Annotated in this window: 15 protein-coding genes and 1 tRNA gene; 10 read left to right on the top strand and 6 right to left on the bottom strand. The window is 65.4% G+C overall.

Features of this window, described 5'->3' with window-relative positions; genetic code table 11:
* Positions 1–7: 7 nt before the first annotated feature.
* From mraY to lpxC, 10 genes are all read left to right on the top strand, one after another.
* Positions 8–1,090, top strand: coding sequence for a phospho-N-acetylmuramoyl-pentapeptide-transferase (mraY, locus tag KPL81_RS10390; protein ID WP_219791901.1), 1,083 nt, complete (start codon positions 8–10; stop codon positions 1,088–1,090).
* Positions 1,091–1,128: 38 nt separating this feature from the next.
* On the top strand, positions 1,129–2,508 hold the full coding sequence (gene murD, locus KPL81_RS10385) for a UDP-N-acetylmuramoyl-L-alanine--D-glutamate ligase (protein WP_219791899.1): 1,380 nt from the start codon (positions 1,129–1,131) through the stop codon (positions 2,506–2,508).
* Positions 2,501–3,757 (top strand): putative lipid II flippase FtsW, encoded by a 1,257-nt coding sequence (gene ftsW, locus KPL81_RS10380; protein ID WP_219791897.1) that lies wholly within the window; start codon positions 2,501–2,503, stop codon positions 3,755–3,757. The genes murD and ftsW overlap by 8 nt, the downstream gene beginning before the upstream one ends.
* The gene (murG, locus tag KPL81_RS10375) at positions 3,754–4,842 is read left to right on the top strand and encodes an undecaprenyldiphospho-muramoylpentapeptide beta-N-acetylglucosaminyltransferase (RefSeq protein WP_219791895.1); all 1,089 of its coding nucleotides are present in this window, start codon (positions 3,754–3,756) and stop codon (positions 4,840–4,842) included. Before ftsW ends, murG begins: the two co-directional genes overlap by 4 nt.
* A 58-nt stretch (positions 4,843–4,900) precedes the next feature.
* Positions 4,901–6,313: a UDP-N-acetylmuramate--L-alanine ligase gene (murC, locus tag KPL81_RS10370; RefSeq protein ID WP_219792204.1), complete on the top strand. Its 1,413-nt coding sequence runs from the start codon at positions 4,901–4,903 to the stop codon at positions 6,311–6,313.
* On the top strand, positions 6,310–7,239 hold the full coding sequence (locus KPL81_RS10365) for a D-alanine--D-alanine ligase (RefSeq protein ID WP_219791894.1): 930 nt from the start codon (positions 6,310–6,312) through the stop codon (positions 7,237–7,239). The genes murC and KPL81_RS10365 overlap by 4 nt, the downstream gene beginning before the upstream one ends.
* Entirely contained in the window at positions 7,236–7,958 is a 723-nt protein-coding gene (locus KPL81_RS10360) for a cell division protein FtsQ/DivIB (protein ID WP_219791892.1), read from the top strand. Before KPL81_RS10365 ends, KPL81_RS10360 begins: the two co-directional genes overlap by 4 nt.
* Positions 7,959–8,152: 194 nt before the next feature.
* The gene (gene ftsA / locus KPL81_RS10355; RefSeq protein ID WP_209472948.1) at positions 8,153–9,436 is read left to right on the top strand and encodes a cell division protein FtsA; all 1,284 of its coding nucleotides are present in this window, start codon (positions 8,153–8,155) and stop codon (positions 9,434–9,436) included.
* 33 nt (positions 9,437–9,469) lie between these two features.
* On the top strand, positions 9,470–10,639 hold the full coding sequence (gene ftsZ, locus KPL81_RS10350; protein ID WP_209472946.1) for a cell division protein FtsZ: 1,170 nt from the start codon (positions 9,470–9,472) through the stop codon (positions 10,637–10,639).
* A gap of 111 nt (positions 10,640–10,750) precedes the next feature.
* Positions 10,751–11,662, top strand: a complete 912-nt coding sequence (lpxC, locus tag KPL81_RS10345) for a UDP-3-O-acyl-N-acetylglucosamine deacetylase (RefSeq protein WP_219791890.1) — start codon at positions 10,751–10,753, stop codon at positions 11,660–11,662.
* Between the two features lie 90 nt (positions 11,663–11,752).
* Here lpxC and bioA read toward each other — a convergent pair whose 3' ends face one another.
* From bioA to bioF, 6 genes are all read right to left on the bottom strand, one after another.
* Positions 11,753–13,021: an adenosylmethionine--8-amino-7-oxononanoate transaminase gene (bioA, locus tag KPL81_RS10340; protein ID WP_219791888.1), complete on the bottom strand. Its 1,269-nt coding sequence runs from the start codon at positions 13,019–13,021 to the stop codon at positions 11,753–11,755.
* A gap of 141 nt (positions 13,022–13,162) precedes the next feature.
* Positions 13,163–13,247, bottom strand: a tRNA-Leu gene (locus KPL81_RS10335).
* 44 nt (positions 13,248–13,291) lie between these two features.
* The gene (gene bioD / locus KPL81_RS10330) at positions 13,292–13,993 is read right to left on the bottom strand and encodes a dethiobiotin synthase (protein ID WP_219791886.1); all 702 of its coding nucleotides are present in this window, start codon (positions 13,991–13,993) and stop codon (positions 13,292–13,294) included.
* Positions 13,990–14,805: a methyltransferase domain-containing protein gene (locus KPL81_RS10325; RefSeq protein ID WP_219791884.1), complete on the bottom strand. Its 816-nt coding sequence runs from the start codon at positions 14,803–14,805 to the stop codon at positions 13,990–13,992. The genes bioD and KPL81_RS10325 overlap by 4 nt, the downstream gene beginning before the upstream one ends.
* Positions 14,802–15,539, bottom strand: coding sequence for an alpha/beta fold hydrolase (locus KPL81_RS10320; RefSeq protein ID WP_219791882.1), 738 nt, complete (start codon positions 15,537–15,539; stop codon positions 14,802–14,804). The genes KPL81_RS10325 and KPL81_RS10320 overlap by 4 nt, the downstream gene beginning before the upstream one ends.
* The gene (bioF, locus tag KPL81_RS10315; RefSeq protein WP_219791881.1) at positions 15,536–16,690 is read right to left on the bottom strand and encodes an 8-amino-7-oxononanoate synthase; all 1,155 of its coding nucleotides are present in this window, start codon (positions 16,688–16,690) and stop codon (positions 15,536–15,538) included. The genes KPL81_RS10320 and bioF overlap by 4 nt, the downstream gene beginning before the upstream one ends.
* Positions 16,691–16,693 lie beyond the last annotated feature (3 nt).

Here is a 16,693-nt window from a genome sequence, read left to right as displayed (position 1 = left end):
GCAACTCATGCTGCTTTTTCTGGCTGAATTCCTGGCGCAGTACCAGAGCGCCTTCAACGTATTCAACTATCTGACCCTGCGCATGATCCTGGGCACCATGACGGCCCTGCTGTTATGCCTGTGGTTGGGGCCCTGGATGATCCGCCGCCTCGTCGAGCGGCAGATCGGCCAGGCGGTTCGCGACGACGGCCCGCAGTCGCACTTGTCCAAGGCCGGTACGCCGACCATGGGCGGCGCCATGATACTGATGTCGATTGCCGTCGGCACTCTGTTGTGGGCCGACCTGAGCAACCGCTTCGTGTGGATCGTGCTGGTGGTAACGCTGGGGTTCGGGGCAATCGGCTGGGTCGACGACTACCGCAAGGTCGTCGAGAAGAACCCGCGTGGCCTGCCGGCGCGCTGGAAGTACTTCTGGCAGTCGGTCATCGGCCTGGGGACGGCGCTGATGCTCTACCTGACGGCTACCAGCCCGGTGGAGACCAGTCTGATCGTACCGCTGTTCAAGGATGTCGTGCTGCCGCTGGGCGTGTTCTACATCGTGCTCACCTACCTGGTCATCGTGGGCAGCTCCAATGCCGTGAACCTCACTGATGGCCTTGACGGCCTGGCCATCATGCCTACCGTCATGGTCGCCATGGGGCTGGCGGTCTTTGCCTATGCCAGCGGCAACGCCGTGTTTGCCAATTACCTGCAGATTCCCAACATTGTCGGGGCCGGTGAGCTGGCGGTGTTCTGTGCCACCATCGCCGGGGCCGGCCTCGGTTTCCTGTGGTTCAACACCTATCCGGCACAGGTTTTCATGGGCGATGTCGGTGCGCTGGCGCTGGGTGCGGCGCTGGGGGTGGTCGCCGTCATCGTGCGCCAGGAGATCGTGCTCTTCGTCATGGGGGGCATCTTCGTCATGGAGACAGTCTCGGTGATCCTGCAGGTCGGTTCCTACAAGCTGACCGGACGACGCATCTTCCGCATGGCGCCACTGCATCACCACTACGAACTCAAGGGCTGGCCGGAGCCGCGTGTCATCGTGCGCTTCTGGATCATCACCGTGGTCCTGGTATTGGTCGGCCTTGCCACGTTGAAGGTTCGCTGAGTCGGGTGGCGCCGACCCCACTGCGCGAGGAGGCTGAAATGCCCAAGGTGGCGAAGGGGGAGACATTGGTGGTCGGGCTCGGCATATCGGGTCGAGCCATCTGCCGGTACCTGGCGCGTGAGGGTATTCCGTTCATGGTCGCCGATACGCGCGAGGCACCGCCAGGCCTCGAAGATTTCCGTGTCGCACACCCTGATGTATCGCTTCACTGCGGGCCGCTCACTGCGCTCGACATGAGCGAAGCCGAAGAAGTCGTCTTGAGTCCCGGCGTCGATCCGCTCACGCCGGGACTGGCCGAGATGGCTGAGCGCCGGCGTGCCACCGGTGAGCCGCTGGTCGTCGGCGAGATCGCACTCTTCGTGCGTGCTGCGCGGGCACCCATCGCGGCCATCACCGGCTCCAATGCGAAGTCCACCGTGACCACTCTGCTCGGCGACATGGCGCAAGCCGCCGGTCGGCGCGTGGCCGTCGGCGGAAATCTGGGTACGCCGGCCCTCGACCTGTTGACCGAATCGCCCGAGGCCGAACTCTACGTCCTCGAGCTCTCCAGTTTCCAGCTCGAGACCACTCCCTGCCTGGGAGCCGAGAGCGCAGCCTTTCTCAATCTTTCCCAGGACCACCTCGACCGACATGGCGACATGGCGGGGTATCGTGCCGCCAAACTGAGAATCTTTCGCGGTGCCCGGCACGCCGTGGTCAACGCCGAGGATGCCATGACCTGGCCGCTGGAGCCGCTGCCTGCCATCGAGCGCTTCACGACACGACCTCCGCAGGCACAGGAATGGGGTATCGCAACGCACGAGGGGCGCGAGTGGCTGATGCACGGCAGCATGCCGTTGGTGGCCGCCGCCGAGTTGGGGCTGGCGGGGCGGCACAACCAGGCCAATGCCCTGGCGGCACTGGCCATGGGCAACCATCTGGGGTTTTCGCTCGCGTCCATGTGTCAGGTGCTGCGCCGGTTCAAGGGCTTGGCTCATCGCAGCGAAGTACTCGCCGATATCGATGGCGTGCGCTGGATCAACGACTCCAAGGGCACCAATGTCGGTGCGACCCTGGCCGCCCTGGCCGGCCTGGGACCGACCCTGCCGGGACGGCTGGTACTGCTGGCAGGTGGACAGGGCAAGGGTGCGAACTTCGCGCCACTGGCCGAGCCCATGGCTCGCTACGGTCGTGAGGCGATCCTGTTCGGCGCTGACGCCGACAAGCTTGCCGCCGCCTTGGAAGATAGCGTGGCCGTCAGCCGTGTCGCCGACCTCGACGCCGCCATGCAGCGTGCGCGGGCCATCGCCGAGCCGGGCGACTGCGTACTGCTGTCGCCAGCCTGTGCCAGCCTTGACCAGTTTCCCAGCTACCTGGCCCGTGGCGAGGCATTTCGGCAGCACGTCCAACGCTTCGCCGAGGAGGCCGGGCATGGCTAAGACCAAGGCGTCGTCCTCGAGCAGGTTCGCTCGCCTGCGCCGGATAAGAGTGCGGCTCTCGACGCGCGATCAACCCTTCGACGGCTGGCTGCTGTTCGCGGCGCTGGCGCTGGTGCTGACCGGCTGGGTCATGGTCACCTCGGCCTCGACCGAAGTGGCAGCCAGTCTCACCGGCAACCCCTGGTACTTCAGCCAGCGCCATGCCCTGTTCGTCGTCATGGCGCTGGTGGCGGCCGTCGCCGCGCTGCGCACGCCGCTTGCCTGGTGGCGGGCCAACGGCCCGTTGCTGCTGCTGGTCAGCATCGTGCTGCTGTTGCTGGTGCTGTTGATCGGACGCGAGGTCAACGGCAGCCGACGCTGGCTGTCGATCCCCCTGCTGCCTTTCAATTTGCAGATATCGGAAATGGCCAAGCTGTGCCTGATCGTTTATCTCGCCGGCTACCTGGAGCGGTTCCTGCCGGAGGTGCGCCGTCGTTGGGGAGCATTTCTGCGTCCGCTGATGGTGATGGGCGTGGTTGCCGTGCTGCTGATCTTCGAGCCCGACTATGGTGCGGTAGTGGTAATGACCAGCTGCGTGATGGGCATGCTGCTGATGGCGGGTGCGCCGTGGGGGCGATTCGTTTTCATTCTTATCGCCGTGGGGCTGCTGGGGTTCTATGTGGCCATCTCCGAGCCCTATCGCCTGGCGCGCCTGACCAGTTTCTCCGACCCCTGGGCCGATCAGTTCGCCAGTGGCTACCAGTTGACCCAGGCCTTGATCGCCTTCGGGCGCGGCCACTGGCTGGGGATGGGGCTTGGCAACAGCGTGCAGAAGCTGTTCTATCTGCCGGAGGCGCACACGGACTTCGTCTTTGCCGTGCTGGCCGAGGAGCTAGGTCTGTTCGGTGCCATTGGCGTGGTGGGGCTATTTGCGTTACTGATCTGGCGGGCGCTGGCGGTGGGGCGGCGTGCCGAGCTGGCAGGAATGGCCTTTGCCGCCTACGCCAGCTACGGCATCGCCATGGTGATCGGCGCCCAGGCCTTCATCAATATTGCGGTGAGTACCGGCATGCTACCGACCAAGGGACTTACCTTGCCGCTGCTCAGCTACGGCGGCTCCAGCCTGCTGGTGAGCTCCGCCATGGTGGGCCTGTTGCTTCGGGTGGACATCGACACCCGCCGGGCGCTCCGGCGTGCCAGCCCCACCGCGCCGCGTGAAACGGCAGGGCGACGCGAACCCAGGACCACTGGACAGGGAGTCATGAAGTGACGCAGTCGACAACGCGCCGGGTTCTGATCATGGCGGGAGGAACCGGCGGTCATGTCATTCCGGCATTGTCGCTGGCCCGTGGGCTCCAGGCCGAGGCGCTGGAAGTGCATTGGCTGGGGAGTCCACGAGGCATCGAGAACCGCCTGGTGCCGGCGGCCGACCTGCCGCTGCATCGCATCTCGGTGGCCGGCCTGCGCGGCAACGGTCTGGCCGGCTGGCTCAAGGCACCGTTCAATCTGACCCGTGCCGTATGGCAGGCGGTGCGCATCATCCGCCGCCTGGACCCGGTGCTGGTGGTGGGCCTCGGCGGTTTCGCCAGCGGCCCAGGCGGCCTGGCGGCCTGGTTGCTGCGCCGGCCCTTGGTCATTCACGAACAGAACGCTGTGGCAGGCATGACCAATCGTACCCTGGCGCGATTGGCGAGGCGCGTCTTCAGCGCATTCCCCCAGGCTTTCGACAGTCGGGCCGAGGTGGTCGGCAACCCGGTGCGTGCGGAAATAGCGGCTCTCGGTAGCATGCCGAGAGAGGCGTCGGCGATGCGCGGACGAAGCCTGCGGCTGCTGGTGGTCGGGGGCTCGCTGGGAGCCCTGCCGCTCAACCAGCGCCTGCCCGAAGCGCTGGCCACGCTGCCCGAAGGGCAGCGCCCGGAGGTGCGCCATCAGGCCGGCCGCGACAAGGATGCGGCCACTCGCGAGATCTATGCTGAGCATGGCATCGAGGCCGAGGTGAGCGACTTCATCGATGACATGGCCGAGGCCTATGCATGGGCCGACCTCATGGTCTGCCGCGCGGGGGCGCTGACCGTGGCCGAAGTGGCCGCCGCGGCCAAGCCGGCCTTGTTCGTGCCCTTGCCCCATGCGGTCGACGACCACCAGACCGCCAATGCCCGCGCTCTGGTAGCAGCGGGCGCGGCCCGGCTGATGCCGCAGCATGAAATGAGCGCAGCGGCGCTGGGCGAAAGCCTGGCGACACTGCTCGATCCCGATACTCTTGCCACCATGGCCCGGCAGGCGCGACGCTGCGCGCACCCCGATGCCGTCGAGCGCCTGGTGGCCGGTTGCATGGAGACAGCACTTGAGCGATAGCACCCTGAGGCCGGTCCCCGGTCAGGCCACGCTGCCACGCCATGGACGTGGCCTTGGTATGCGCCGCATTCGGCACATTCATTTCGTGGGCATCGGCGGTGCCGGTATGTGCGGTATCGCCGAAGTGCTTGCCAACCAGGGCTATCGGGTCAGCGGAAGCGACCTGAAGGCGTCGCCTGTCGTGATCCGGTTGCGCGAACACGGTATACGCGTGGCTATCGGTCACGCCGAGGAAAACGTGGCCGGCGCCGACGTGGTCGTGGTTTCCACTGCCGTAGACGCGTCGAACCCCGAGATTTGCTGGGCCCAGGAGCATCGCGTGCCGGTGGTGCGTCGCGCCGAAATGCTGGCCGAGCTGATGCGCTTTCGTCACGGCATCGCTGTGGCCGGTACCCACGGCAAGACCACGACCACCAGCCTGACGGCGACGCTGCTGGCCGAGGGAGGGCTCGATCCGACCTTCGTCATCGGCGGCAAGCTGACCAGCGCCGGAGCCAATGCACGGCTGGGCGAAGGCGATTACCTGGTGGCCGAAGCCGACGAGTCGGATGCTTCGTTCCTCCACTTGCAGCCCATGGTGTCGATCGTCACCAACATCGATGCCGACCACATGAGCACCTACGGCGGCGACTTCGAGCGGCTCAAGGGCACCTTCATCGAATTCCTGCACAACCTGCCCTTCTACGGCCTGGCTATCCTGTGCATCGACGACGATCAGGTGCGTGGCCTGCTCGATCGCGTCCATCGCCAGTTCGTGACCTACGGCTTCAGCGAAGATGCCGACTATAGGATTGCAGATTTCGCCCAGCAGGCCGGAGAGATTCACTTCACCGCCCTGCGTCCCGATGGGCTGGCTCCACTGGAAGTGCGCCTGAGCATGCCGGGGCGGCACAATGCGCTCAATGCGCTGGCAGCGATTGCCGTAGCCACCGACGCCGGCGTCGAGGACGCCGCCATCCTGCGCGGGCTAGCCAGTTTCGCCGGCGTGGGACGACGCTTCCAGGTGCACGGCCACTTCGCCCCGCCGAAAGGCAGCGGAGAGGTCATGCTGGTGGATGATTACGGACACCACCCGCGAGAAGTGGAAATGGTCATCAAGGCGGTGCGCGCCGGCTGGCCGCAGCGTCGGCTGGTAATGATCTATCAGCCCCACCGCTATACCCGCACTCGTGACCTGTACGAGGACTTCGTGCGCGTACTCGCCGGGGTCGACGTGCTGCTGCTGCTCGACGTATACAGTGCCGGCGAGGCGCCGATACCGGGCGCCGATGGCAAGACGTTGGCGGGTTCGATCCGCCAGCGTGGCACGCTCGACCCGATCTTCGTGCAGCACAAGTCGGAACTACCGACGCTGCTGACCCAGGTGCTGCGTGACGACGATATCCTGATCACTCAGGGTGCGGGGGATGTAGGCGGTATCGCCCTCGGGCTGGCCGAGAGCCGGCTGATTCTCGATGAGGTGGAGCTATGACGCAGGCGAGTGAGTTGGGGCGGGTCGTGGTGCTGTACGGCGGCAATTCTGCCGAGCGTGAAGTCTCCCTCAGAAGCGGGGCCGCAGTGCTGGCGGCGCTCGAGCGCAGCGGTGTCGACGTGATCGGCTACGATCCAGCCGACGGCGGCCTGGTCGGACTAGAGGCACTTGCCCCCGATCGTGTCTTCATCGCCCTGCATGGCCGTGGAGGCGAGGATGGTACCCTGCAGGGGGCGCTGGAGCTGCTGGGGATTCCCTATACCGGCAGCGGCGTTCTGGCTTCGGCACTGGGCATGGACAAGCAGCGCACCAAGCTCGTCTGGCAAGCCCTGGGGCTGCCAACGCCCGAGTCGCTGATGCTGGACGCCGACGCCGACTGGGACGACATCGTCGCCCGGCTGGGGCTGCCGCTGATCGTCAAACCGGTCCATGAGGGCTCGACCCTGGGCATCAGCATCGTCGACAGCCGAGAGGCGCTGAGGGCGGCCTACCACGAGGCGGCACGCTTCGATGCCCGGGTCATGGCCGAGCGCTTCATCCGCGGCGAGGAGTACACGGTGTCGTTGCTGGGCGGGCGTGTACTGCCGGCCATTCGCGTCGAGGTGCCCAGCGGCTTCTACGATTACGAGGCCAAGTACAACTCCAACGATACGCGCTACCACCTGCCTTGCGGTCTGGACACCGCCCAGGAGGCGGCGCTGGGTGCGCTGTGCCGTCAGGCCTTCGAGGCCGTCGGCGGCGAAGGCTGGGGGCGAGTCGACGTAATGCGCGATGGCGACGGGCGCTTCTGGCTGATCGAGGTCAACACGGCGCCGGGCATGACCGACCACAGCCTGGTGCCGCAGGCTGCTGCCCATGCCGGCATCGATTTCGACACCTTGGTGCTGCGTATTCTCACCGCCACGCTGGAGCCGCGTCAGGCATGAGTACACGCGGCCCGACGCTAGGCATACTGCTGTTGCTGATTCTGCTGGGGGCGGGCGGTCGTGCCCTGTGGACCTGGCTCGACCGCCCCATCGAGCGCGTGACTATCCGCGGAGAGCTGCAGCATGTCAGCGCCGATTATCTGCGTTCACAGCTGGCACCGCTGCTGCAGGGACAGACCTGGCTCTCGGCGGACCTCCCGGCACTGCGGCGCCGCGCCCGCAATATCGACTGGCTGGCCGAAGTTCGCGTGGCCCGCGAGTGGCCTTACACCCTGGCCTTCGAGCTGGTCGAGCAGGTGCCGGTGGCGCGCTGGAACGACGACTACCTGCTCAATCAGAATGGCGAACCGTTTGCCTTCGCCCCGGTGGAGCCGCCGGCAGGGCTGCCGGATCTGGCCGGGCCGGTCGGCAGCGGCGCCGAAGTGCTGGCATATCATGATCACTTGATTCCTCGTTTCGAGGCCTTGGGACTGAGTATTACTCAACTGCGGCTGGAACCGCGTGGTGCCTGGCGTTTCCAACTCGACGATGGCGTATGGGTGATGTTGGGACGTAATGACCGTGAGGCTCGTCTGGCCCGACTGGCCGCCGCATGGCAGCGCCAACTGGGTCCGCAGGCGGCGCATATTCGCTATATCGACCTGCGCTATCCCAATGGGGTGGCCGTTGCCTGGCATGGCGAAACCGAAATCGAAGAGGGCGGCGACGGTACGGGCTGAAACCTTTTGTCACGTGCAGAACTCATCTTGCAGCATTGCGCTATTTTCTTTGTCTCCAATAACCCGTATCGTGAACCAGGTTTTTCATAATGGACTGGTGGTTTAACGCCAGTTGTTTCTATAATGGGCGCAATGACCATTTATCAGAATAATGGGATACCCAGCGGGTCAAGTTTCAGGAGACACTCCGGCGCATGGCAGTCACTTCCAATTCATCTAATATGGTAGTCGGACTGGATATCGGAACGTCCAAGGTAGTGGCCATCGTTGGACAGCCTACCGATGACGGCGGCATCGAGATTGCCGGGATCGGATCGCACCCTTCGCGGGGCATGAAGAAGGGCGTGGTGATCAACATCGAATCGACGGTGCAGTCGATTCAGCGCGCCGTGGAAGAGGCCGAGTTGATGGCCGGCTGCGATATCCATTCGGTGTATGTCGGCGTGGCGGGCAGCCATATCAGTTCGATGAACTCGGATGGTGTGGTCGCGATTAAAGAGCGCGAAGTGATGCCTTCGGATATCGATCGTGTCATCGATTCGGCGCGGGCGCGGGCCATCTCCGAGGGGCAGCGCGTGCTACATGTCTTGCCCCAAGAATTTGCCATCGATACCCAGGGCGGCATCCGTGAACCGCTCGGCATGTCGGGGGTGCGTCTCGAGGCGCGCGTTCATCTGGTGACCGCCGCGCTCAATGCGGTGCAGAATATCGACAAATGCGTACGACGTTGCGGCCTCGAGGTGGATGCGATCATTCTCGAGCAACTTGCTTCCAGTATGGCGGTACTGACCGAGGATGAGCGCGAACTCGGTGTCTGCATGGTCGACATCGGGGGGGGGACCACCGATATCGCGGTATTCACCGAAGGTGCCATTCGCCACACCGCGGTGATTCCCATCGCCGGCGACCAGGTGACCAACGACATTGCCATGGCGCTGCGTACCCCGACTCAGTATGCCGAGGAGATCAAGGTCAAGTATGCCTGTGCGCTGACACAGCTGGCCGCCAGCGACGAAATGATCAAGGTGCCGAGCGTCGGCGACCGCCCTGCCCGCGACCTGTCGCGACAGGCGCTGGCGGAAGTGGTGGAGCCGCGCTACGAGGAGCTGTTCACCCTGATTCGCGACGAGCTCCGGCGCAGTGGGTATGAGGACCTGGTGGCAGCCGGCGTGGTGCTCACCGGCGGCACCTCGCGCATGGAAGGGGTCGTCGAACTGGCCGAGGAGATCTTCCACATGCCGGTGCGCATCGCCTGTCCGCATAACGTACGTGGGCTTTCCGACGTGGTGCGCAACCCGATTTATTCCACCGGTGTAGGTTTGCTACATTACGCTCTTCAGGAGGCTCGGCAAGGGCATGGCCGTGAGGGCAGGGTAGTGGCAGCGCCACCCAGGCGCGAAGACGTCTCCCAGCGTGGAGGATGGGAAGGGATTCCAGCGCTGGCAAAACTCAAAGGCTGGTTGAAAGGAAATTTCTAATAGGGCCGCGGCGCGGTCCAGGAGACGGGGCTTATGTTCGAACTGGTAGATAGCGCACCCTCGAGCAGTGCGGTCATCAAGGTCGTCGGCGTAGGTGGCGGCGGCGGCAACGCCGTCAACCACATGGTCGAGAGCAATATCGAAGGCGTCGAGTTCATCTGCGCCAATACTGATGCCCAGGCGCTCAAGCGGGTGGCCGCCAAGACCGTGCTCCAGCTTGGCAACGAGATCACCAAGGGGCTGGGTGCCGGTGCCAACCCCGACGTGGGTCGCCAGGCCGCCATGGAGGACCGCGAGCGCATCGCCGAGCTGATCAGCGGCGCCGACATGGTCTTCATCACGGCCGGCATGGGAGGCGGCACGGGCACCGGCGGTGCACCGGTGGTGGCCCAGGTGGCCAAGGAACTGGGCATTCTCACCGTGGCCGTCGTCACCCGTCCGTTCCCGTTCGAAGGCCCGAAGCGCATGCGCGTGGCCGAGGAGGGAATGAGGGAGCTGTCGGAGCACGTCGACTCGCTGATCACCATTCCCAACGAGAAGCTGCTCTCGGTACTGGGCAAGAATGCCAGCCTGCTCACTGCCTTCAGCGCTGCCAACGACGTGTTGCTTGGGGCCGTGCAGGGGATCGCCGAACTGATCACCAGCCCCGGCATCATCAACGTCGACTTCGCCGACGTGCGCACCGTGATGTCCGAGATGGGCATGGCGATGATGGGCACCGGGGGCGCCACCGGCGAGAATCGCGCCCGCGAAGCGGCCGAGAAGGCCATCCGCAGCCCGTTGCTGGAAGATATCGACCTGCACGGTGCGCGTGGCATTCTGGTCAACATCACGGCCGGCCCCGATCTCTCCATTGGCGAGTTCAACGACGTCGGTGCCACCGTTCAGGAATTCGCCTCTCAGGACGCCACCATCGTCGTGGGGACCTCGATCGATATGGATATGACCGACGAGCTGCGGGTCACCGTGGTTGCCGCCGGCCTCGAGGGGCGCCAGGTCAAGGCGGCAGGTCGCGAAACCGTCAAGCGCAACGAAGGCAGCGAATACCGCCAGCGGCCGCAGCCGGCCATGCGCCAGCAGAGCGCCGTGCCCAAGGCCGAGCCTCAGGAGGCGGTCAAGCCGCAGCCGGAGAAGCGCCGCTCGCCCCAGGAACTGGACGACTACCTCGACATCCCGGCCTTCCTGCGCCGTCAGGCCGATTGATACAGGCTATTGCGAGCATAGGCAGGGCCAGGAGATGTTTTTTTGTTGAAACACTCGTTCGGTGTTATAGTGAACGGTGTTTGATAACATACAACGGCCTGGCTACTGCCCATGATCAGACAACGCACCCTGCAAAACACCATCCGCGCTACCGGCGTCGGCCTTCATTCCGGGAAGAAGGTGTACCTGACCCTGCGTCCGGCTCCGGTGAACACCGGCATCGTTTTCGTGCGTACGGACCTGAACCCCGAGGTGCAGGTACCGGCCAGCGCCGCCCTGGTCACCGATACCACCCTGTGCACCGCGCTCTCGCAAGGTGACGTCAAGGTAGCGACCGTCGAGCATCTCATGTCCGCGCTGGCCGGACTGGGGATCGATAACGCTTACATCGATCTCAGCGCCCCCGAGGTGCCGATCATGGACGGGAGCGCCGGTCCGTTCGTGTTCCTGATCCAGTCGGCGGGCATCGCCGAGCAGGAAGCGCCCAAGAAGTTCATCCGCATCAAGCGTGACGTAGTGGTGAAGGAGGATGGCAAGGAGGCTCGCTTCCTGCCGCACCAGGGCTTCAAGGTGACGTTTGCCATCGAGTTCGATCATCCGGTCTTTGATGATCAGAAACAGACCGCCGTAGTGGATTTCTCCACGACTTCTTTCGTCAAGGAAGTCTCCCGCGCGAGGACCTTCGGCTTCATGCGCGATCTCGAGTACCTGCGTGCCAACAATCTGGCACTGGGTGGCAGCCTCGACAACGCCATCGTGGTCGACGAGTATCGGATCGTCAACGAAGGGGGCTTGCGCTACGAGGATGAGTTCGTCAAGCACAAGGTGCTCGACGCCATTGGCGATCTCTACCTGCTGGGCTACAGCCTGATCGGCGAATTCCGCGGCGTGAAGTCGGGCCATGCCCTGAACAACCAGCTGTGCCGGGCGTTGCTGGCCCAGCCCGATGCCTACGAGATCGTCACCTTCGAGAACGAGCGCGAGCTGGCGCCGATCTCCTACGCGCAGCCAATCATGGCTTGACCTTCAGCGCGAATTTCGACCGACAACGGTTGATCAGGTGCAAGTGAAGTGCCACCAAGAGCGCCGCCCTATCAGGGCGGCGCTCTTGCATCAGCGAAACCAATCCTTCATGACCTGGGCGATGTGACGCATGTCCGCCTCGGGTGTGATATAGGCCGGCATGGTATAGAGCCAGCGCCCGAAGGGGCGCAGCCAGACGCCCCGTGTGCGGGCAAAGGCCGCGACCCCCTGGAGCGCGGTAGCGTCTTGGACCTCGATGACCGCCGTGGCGCCCAGCACCCTGACGTCTCGCACCCGAGGGTGACGATGCAGCGCTGACTCCTCCAGCAGCTCAGTGCGCAGTATCCGATTGAGGCGCGCTATTTTGTCCAGGTAATTCTCCTCCTCGAACACGGCCAGGCTCTCCAGCGCCACACGACAGGCCAGCGGATTGCCCATGAAGGTGGGGCCATGCATGAAGGCGTGCAGCGGCGAGTCGCCGATGAAGGCATCGTGCACCCGGTCGGTGGCCAGCGTCGCGGCGTGGCCCAGGTAGCCGCCGGTCAGCCCTTTCGAGAGCACCATGATGTCCGGCGTGATGGCGGCATGGTCGGCGGCGAACAGCTTGCCGGTGCGGCCAAAGCCGGTGGCCACCTCGTCGAACACCAGCAGGACATCGAATTCGTCGCACAGTTCGCGTGCACCCTTGAGATATTCCGGCGATGTCATGTTGAGGCCGCCGGCGGCTTGCAGCAGCGGTTCCATCAACAGCGCGGCGATCTCGTGATGATGTCGCTCCAGCGCTGCCCGCAGGGCGGCGAGATCCTGCGCCACGGTCTCGGGGTCGGCGTCATAGGGTGCCGTGGGGGCCGGCGCGAAGTGGTGTCTGGGCAGGTAGCCGGCAAACAGGCTGTGCATGCCCTCTTCGGGGTCGCAGACCGCCATGCAGCCGCTGGTGTCGCCATGGTAGGCCTTCATCAGCGAGAGCATGCGGTGCTTCTCTGGCTTGCCGCGCAAGTGGTAGTACTGCACAGCCATCTTCATGGCCACTTCCATGCCCACCGAACCGCTGTCGGAGAAGAACACATGGTTGAGCCCCGTCGGTGTGATCCTGACCAGTTCCCGGGCCAGGCGATCGGCGGGCTCATGGGTGAGTCCACCCAGCATCACATGGCACAGCGTGTCCGCCTGCGCCTTGATCGCGGCCACCAGGCGGGGATGCGAATAGCCGTGGATCATGCACCACCAGGAACAAGTGGCGTCGAGTAGCGTTTCGCCGTTCTCCAGTCTGAAGCGAGCACCTTCGCCGCCGACGACCTTGGGGGCGGCTTGCTGGGTGAGCAGATGGGCATAGGGGTGCCACACGGGAGATTGCGTCATATTGCCTCCGTGGGTGCGTAGCGTGAGTGGTCGGGGGCGTGGCAGGTACGCACCGACGCGGCGCCAATAGGCTGGCGGAGCAGGTTAAGCGAAGGTGATGTCGGCGAGGGGGCCGTAAAGCTCGATGGGCGCGAGCCATGATGGTGCGGATGGGGAGACTTGAACTCCCACGCCCGAAGGCACCAGAACCTAAATCTGGCGTGTCTACCAATTCCACCACATCCGCAGGGCTGGGCAGGCGTCCACATTGTACGGACCTTCGGTTGCAAGTCAATCGCCTTGAGGGAGCTCGAGATGGGCAATGGCGGCTTCCGGGCGCCTGGCCGGTGCCACTCGGCTCAGGCGCGGTACCACGCCGAGACAGGGGGCGCCGAGGCGATGCCGCAGCGTGGCCAGGTTGTCGGCGTAGAGCGAGGCGTCACGCGCGAAGTCGGCATCGAGCAGGTTGCCGACCCAGCCGGCCAGCTTGGCTCCGTCCGCACGGATGGCCTCGGCCGTGAGGCACGCGTGGTTGAGGCAGCCGAGCTTGAGGCCTACCACCAGAATAACCGGCAGGTCGAGGTGCAACGCCAAGGCGCTGAGATCTTCGCTGTCATTGAGCGGTACGCGCCAACCGCCGGCGCCCTCGACGAGGATCAGGTCACGCGGCTCCTCGAGCAGCGGCGCGACATGCTCGCCCAGCCGAGCGAGGCCGATGTGCTCTCCTGCCTGGCGGGCGGCCAGGTGCGGGGCGATGGCCGGCTCGAAGGCAAAGGGGTTGATGGTCGCATAGGCCGGCGCCGGCACGCTGCGTGCCATCAAAGCTAGGGCATCGTCGTTGCGTAGGCCCGCGTCGGTGCGGCGGCAGCCCGAGGCAACGGGCTTGAGCCCCAAGGTGCTCAGGCCGCGCGAGCGGGCCAGTGCCAGCAGGCCGGCACTGATCAGGGTCTTGCCGGCATCGGTGTCGGTGCCGGTCACGAAATAACGGGTCATGCTGTCGGCTCCTTGTCGAGCACGAGGGTCAGTCGTCGATAGCTGACCGGCAGTCCGGCCGGCTCGCGCAGCGAGTCGTAACGGCGTGCGGCACGCTCCAGGTCGGAGCGGGTGAGGCGGGCGGACGCTCGCGGGGTCTGGGCGCCGACGCCCTTGATCGAGGCCATCACTGCCGTCAGGTCAGGGTAGAAGAAGCGCTCGAGAACGTTGGTGCAGCAGGCTTGCGCGAAGCCGGCCCGATGCGCACTGGCCAGATGATCCTCCCGCGAGCGGAAGTCGAGCAGGGCGTCGGGGGATGACCAGGCGTGGGCCACCTCGCCCAGGGTGCCGGGACCCAGCGAGTTGATCACGGCACGTCCGCCGGGGCGCAGCACCCGGTGAACTTCGGCCATTACGGCATCGAGGTTGGGGCACCACTGGAGGGCCAGGTTGGAGAACACCACGTCCAGTTGTCCGCTTGCCAGGGGCAGGGAGGCCGCATCGGCACACAGCCAGTCGACAGGAACGGTCGTCTCGCGGCGGGCGGTTTCCAGCATACCAGGAGCGAGATCGAGCCCGAGCACGCGACACTCGTTGCCGAAACGTGCGGCCAGGCGCCCACACCAGAGGCCCGGGCCGCAGCCCAGGTCGAGCACATGTGCTGCGCGTGCAGGCAGAAGGGGCCACAGCGCTTCACCCATTCGCTGCTGTGCCTGGGCCAGGCGCGTGTAACGGTCCGACGCGCGGGAAAACGCCCTGGCGACCTGCCGCCGCCATGCGCTGGAGGCGTCAGGCTGCCGCCAGGCCGTGACATGCAGCGAGGAGGAGGTCATGAAACGCTCCCGTCTTGGGCGGGGCGATGCCCGTAACCGGTGTGTGCAAGTTCGACGCAGTGGCTCGCCAAGGCCTCCGGGCGAGACAGCATCGGGCAGTGGCCGCAGTCGGTGAGAATCCGGTCGGCCGCCTGCCGCGCTGTCTTGCCCAGCAGCTTGTCCCGTTCGCCGGCAAGGCGCCAGATCGGGCACGGGGGCATGGCAAGGCGTTCTCCGAGGTCGAGGCTGGCCAGTTGATCGAGGCCCAGAGCGAGGGTCTGACTGGACGCACCGGGATGGCCCCCAAGAAGGTCGAGCAGTCGTCGGTGGGCCATACCCGGGGCAGTTTCCCCCTGCAGCTGCCAACGCAGGAAATGTTGCCACGTCGCGCGAGGATCGCGATCGAAGGCGCGACGAAATGTAGCCAGTTCGGCAGGTCTTACACCGTCCTCGCTGCAGAAGCGGGCGCCGATTCCCACCAGCACCAGGGCGCGGGGAGGGGGCAAATGAGACAACAGCGCACCGGCCAGCAAACCTCCCAGCGACCAGCCGACCCAGACGGCATCCGAGGCCAGGTCGTTGCGCATCTCGTCTGCCAGCCCCGAGAGCGTCTTCGGCAGAAGGTCGTGGATCCGTTCACCGTAGCCCGGCCAATCGGGAGTATGAACTCGGATGCCATCCGGCCAGTAGGGCGCAAGCGGTTGCCAGATGCGGGCATCGATGCCCCAGCCGGAGAGCAGCACCAGGCGCGTCAATGCATGCCCTCCTCATGCAACTGGGCCAGAGTCTCGAGCAGGTGGTCCAGGGCTTCCCGTGTGTGAGTGGCGTTCAGCGTGATGCGAAGCCGAGCTTCACCCTGCGGCACCGTGGGCGGTCGGATGGCGCCGACCAGCAGGCCTGCCTCCTGCAGTCGAGCGGCCCAGTGCATCACCGCTTCGCTCTCCCCCAGTACCAGCGGCTGGATGGGAGTGAAGGAGTCGGTCAGCGGCAGACCGAGCAGTGTCGCCTCGTGGCGAAAATAGCGGATGCTGTCGCGCAGGCGGTCGCGGCGTTCGGGCTCGGCGGCAAGAATGTCGAGGGCCGCGAGAGTGGCGGCAGCGACACCGGGAGGCTGTGCGGTCGTGTAGACGTAGGGCCGTGCATATTGGATCAAGTGGTCGATCAGCGCTTCGCTGCCGGCGACGAAGGCGCCGCCGGTTCCCAGTGCCTTGCCCAGCGTACCGACCAGAACCGCCACTTGGTCAACCCCATGAGCCCGACCGACGCAGCCGTCTCCCTGGGGTCCGAGCACACCAAGTCCGTGGGCATCGTCGATCATCAACCAGGCGCCGTATCGGGTGCAGATGTCCCTCAGGCCGCCGACATTGGCGACGTCGCCATCCATGCTGAACACGCCGTCGCTGATCACGAGCCTGGGCGTTTCGGAGGGGGCGCGGGCGAGCAGGCGCTCGAGATCGTCGAGATCACGGTGGTGAAAACGTCGCGAGCGCGCGCCGGCAAGCTTGGCGCCGTCGAGCAGGGAGGCATGGTTGAGCCGGTCCTGGAAGACCTGCGTGTCGCTGTCGCACAGGGCCTGTAGCGTGCCGAGATTGGCCATGTAGCCGGTGGAGAAGAGCAGGGCGCGGGGCCGTCCGACGAGGTCGGCCAGGCGCTGCTCGAGCGCTTCGTGAATCTCGAGATGACCACTGACCAGGTGCGACGCACCAGCACCGCTGCCGAAGCGCCGGGCGCCTGCCGCCTGAGCTTCGGCCAGACGCGGGTCGCCGGCCAGGCCGATATAGTCGTTACCGGCGAAGTCGATCAGGTCGGCCTTGAACGTGCGGCGCTCACGCCACAGCCCCTGGGCGCGGCGCCAGGCTGCGGCCTCGCTGAGACGTTCGGACCAAGCGAACGCGGAGGGCGACATCGT

The organism is Billgrantia antri (assembly GCF_019430905.1).
In the GTDB taxonomy this organism is placed as follows: Bacteria; Pseudomonadota; Gammaproteobacteria; order Pseudomonadales; family Halomonadaceae; genus Halomonas; species Halomonas antri.
Note: the sequence above shows the minus strand (reverse complement) of the source record. Positions and strands in the feature narration are given on the sequence as shown.